The sequence below is a fragment of the Streptomyces sp. NPDC002130 genome, from assembly GCF_040296465.1.
Lineage (GTDB): Bacteria > Actinomycetota > Actinomycetes > Streptomycetales > Streptomycetaceae > Streptomyces.
The window spans coordinates 1-2,966 of the sequence record NZ_JBEOXI010000491.1; the positions used below are offsets into that span (position 1 = coordinate 1).

4 protein-coding genes are annotated in these 2,966 nt (G+C 73.0%); 3 read left to right on the top strand and 1 reads right to left on the bottom strand.

The annotated features are described in order from the left end of the window. Both ABT116_RS41560 and ABT116_RS41565 read left to right on the top strand, forming a co-directional pair. On the top strand, positions 1-1,029 hold a 1,029-nt coding region (locus tag ABT116_RS41560; protein WP_351645492.1), incomplete at its 5' end, for an acyl-CoA dehydrogenase family protein. Then, complete coding sequence (locus tag ABT116_RS41565) at positions 1,026-1,496, top strand: nitroreductase family deazaflavin-dependent oxidoreductase (protein WP_351645498.1); 471 nt, start codon at positions 1,026-1,028, stop codon at positions 1,494-1,496. The genes ABT116_RS41560 and ABT116_RS41565, both read left to right, overlap by 4 nt. Before the next feature lie 96 nt (positions 1,497-1,592). On the opposite strand, the gene ABT116_RS41570 is transcribed toward ABT116_RS41565, so the two are convergent. After that, a complete protein-coding gene (locus ABT116_RS41570) occupies positions 1,593-2,240 on the bottom strand; it encodes a TetR family transcriptional regulator (protein ID WP_167345935.1) in 648 nt (215 codons plus the stop codon). A 122-nt stretch (positions 2,241-2,362) separates the two neighbouring features. On the opposite strand from ABT116_RS41570, the gene kbpA reads away from it, so the two are divergent. Next, the coding region (gene kbpA, locus ABT116_RS41575; protein WP_351645506.1) for an AfsK-binding protein KbpA at positions 2,363-2,966 on the top strand (604 nt) is incomplete at its 3' end.

Sequence of the window (2,966 nt, forward strand, 5' to 3'; positions counted from 1 at the left end):
CTCCCCGAGACCTACGGCGGTGCCGGCTGCACCGTGACCGAACTGGCCCTGGCCTGCGAGGAGACGGGCCGGGCCCTGGCCCCCACCCCGCTGCCGGCCACCGCCGTCCTCGCCGCCCCGCTGCTGCTCGCCCTCGGCACCGGCGCCCAGCGCGCCACGCTCCTGCCGCGCATCGCCTCCGGCGAACTCACCGCCGCCCTCGCCGTACCGGGGCCCGCCCTGGCCACCGCCCTCGCGCTCACCGGCCACGACCGGCGCGGGCGGTGGGCCGGCGGGGGACGGGCCGGGGGCGTGCAGGCCCGGCGGGCGGAGGGCGGCTGGCAGCTGTACGGGCAGGTCGACCAAGTCCTCGACGGGCACAGTGCCGAGCTGCTCGTGGTCGCCGCCCACACCGGGGGATTCGCCCGCTCCCGGGTGTTGCTCTTCCTCGTGCGCGGGGACGCCTCCGGCCTCACCCGCGTACGGCAGACCGCACTGGACGCCACCCGCCCGCAAGGGCGGCTCCAACTGCGGGACGTGCAGGCAGAGTTGCTGGGAGATGAGGACGCCGACGCCCTCCCCGCCCTCGCCGGACTCGGCGACACCGCCGCCGCCTGCCTCGCCGCCGAGGCGGTGGGGGCCGCCGCCCGGGTGCTGGAGCGGACCGTCGAATACGTGGGGCAGCGCGAGCAGTTCGGGCGGCCGGTCGGCTCCTTCCAGGCGGTCAAGCACCGGCTGGCCGACGCGTACGTCCAGGTCCAGGCGGCCCGCTCGGCGGCGTACTACGCGGCCTGGGCCGCCGCCGAGGCCACCACCCCGCCCGGCGAGGAGAAGGCCGGCGCTCTCGCCCTCGCCCAGGCGCTCGAAGCGCTGCGCCGCGCCGCCGCCGAGGGGATCCAGCTGCACGGCGGCATCGGATTCACCTGGGAGCACGAGGCTCACCTGTACTTCAAGCGCGCCGCGGGCGACGAGCTGCTGTTCGGGCCGGTGCACCGGCTGCGGGCGCACGCGGCCGACGCGGCACACGTCTTCGAGGAGGCCGGCACATGAGGGGCGCACGCGTGGTGCAGAAGGTGTCGTCGACCAGGGGCTTCGCGCGGGTGGCGCCGCACGTGGTGCCCGCCCTCGACCGGGCCGTCCACCGGCTCACCAGGGGAAAGGTGCTGCTCAGCGCGCACATGCTCCCGGGTGTGGTGCTGACCTCGACCGGGGCGAGGAGCGGCCTGCCCCGTCGTACCCCACTGGCCTGCATGCCGGAGGACGGCGGGCGCCGCTGGATCCTCGTCGGGTCCAACTTCGGACGGCCGGGGCACCCCGCCTGGAGCCACAACCTCCTCGCGCATCCCGAGGCGGAGATCAGCTGGAAGGGCCGGGACGTCCCCGTCACGGCCCGGCTGCTGGCGGGGGAGGAGCGGGCGGCGGCGTGGCAGGCGCTGCTGGCGTTCTGGCCGCCGTACGCGGCGTACCAGGCGCGGGTGGAGCGGGAGATCCGGGTGTTCCGGCTCGTGCGGAGGTAGGGGCGGAGGGCAAGGAGCGCAACAGGCGGTGGTCCACCGGGGTGGACCACCGCCTGCCAGACAGGACTTGGACGGGTAAGAGGCCGTCGCGCCGCGCTACTTCGTCGGCTTCCGGCCGGTGACGCCGAGGTGCACCAACAGGGCGAGGTTGGGCTTCAGTTCGGCCTGCTTCACGCCCCAGGAGGAGAAGCCCTTCTGGTGGGAGGCGACGGCCGCGAGCATCGCGACCAGCGAACCGGCGACGGCCGCCGGGTTCACGTCCTTGTCGACCCTCCCCTTGGCCTGGAGCTCGGCAACGGCGTCCGCGAGGGAGTTGTTCACCGAGTTGAGGATCTTCATGCGGAGTTTGTAGAAGCGCTTGTCGCCCTCGGCGGCACCGAGATCGACGACCCGGAGGATGGCGTCGTTCTTGCGCCAGAACTCCAGGAAACCGTCGACGAGTTCCTGCGCCGTCTGCCAGCCCGCCTTGCCGGCCCAGGAACGGCCCTCCAGGAGCTCGGTCAACGCGGCGCCCTCGGTCGCCATTTGCTCGGCGATCTCCAGGACGGCGCCCTCGACGTCCGGGAAGTACTGATAGAAGGTCGCGGGCGAAGTGCCCGCCTTCCGGGCGACATCGATGACCTTGACGTCCCGGTACGGGGAGGAGCTGAGCATCTCGCTGAGGCAGTCGAGCAGCTTCTGCCGGGTCGCCTGCCCACGTCGGCCGGCCACGCGGCCGTCGACGGTACGCACTTGTCCTGTCATGACGTCAGCTTACCGAGGCGAGATCGGGGCGCGATTCGGCCGACTGCAAATGGGGTGTAAGGGAGTGCGGGGGCTGGTGTGCCTGGTCTGCGGGCTGCGGCAGTCGCGGTTACGTTGTCGGCATGGCCGAAAACAGGGCATCGGTGTACGGAGAGGGCGTCCCCTGCTGGGTGGACGCGCAGCTCCCGGACGTCGAGGCGGGCAAGCGGTTCTACGGTGAACTTTTCGGGTGGACCTTCGAGGACTGGTTCGGCTCCTTCGCGCAGGCGCTGAAGGACGGCGAACCCGTGGCCGCTCTGGTCCGCAAGGTGGACGGACGGCTCCCGACCGTCTGGACGGTGTACTTCGCGACCCCGGACGCACCTGCCCTGGCCCGGCGCATCAGGGACGCGGGCGGTCAGGTCGTCTCGGCCCCGGTACCGGCCGGCGAGCTGGGCGTCACCGCGCTCGTCACCGACCCCGAGGGCGCCGTCTTCGCCCTGTGGCAGCCGGAGGACCACCCCGGCTTCGGCAAACGGCACGAGCCGGGCACTTTCGCCTGGGTCGAGCTGTACGCCCGGGACACCGAGGCGGCCAACGCCTTCTACGGCGATCTCTTCCAAGAGGCCCTGTTCGGGCCCGACGCCGAGCCCGACTTCGGCCGGGCCCCCGTCACGGACGTGTTCTCCGACCGGATGCCGCCCCACTTCCTCGTGCACTTCGCCGTCGAGGACGTACCGGCCGCTC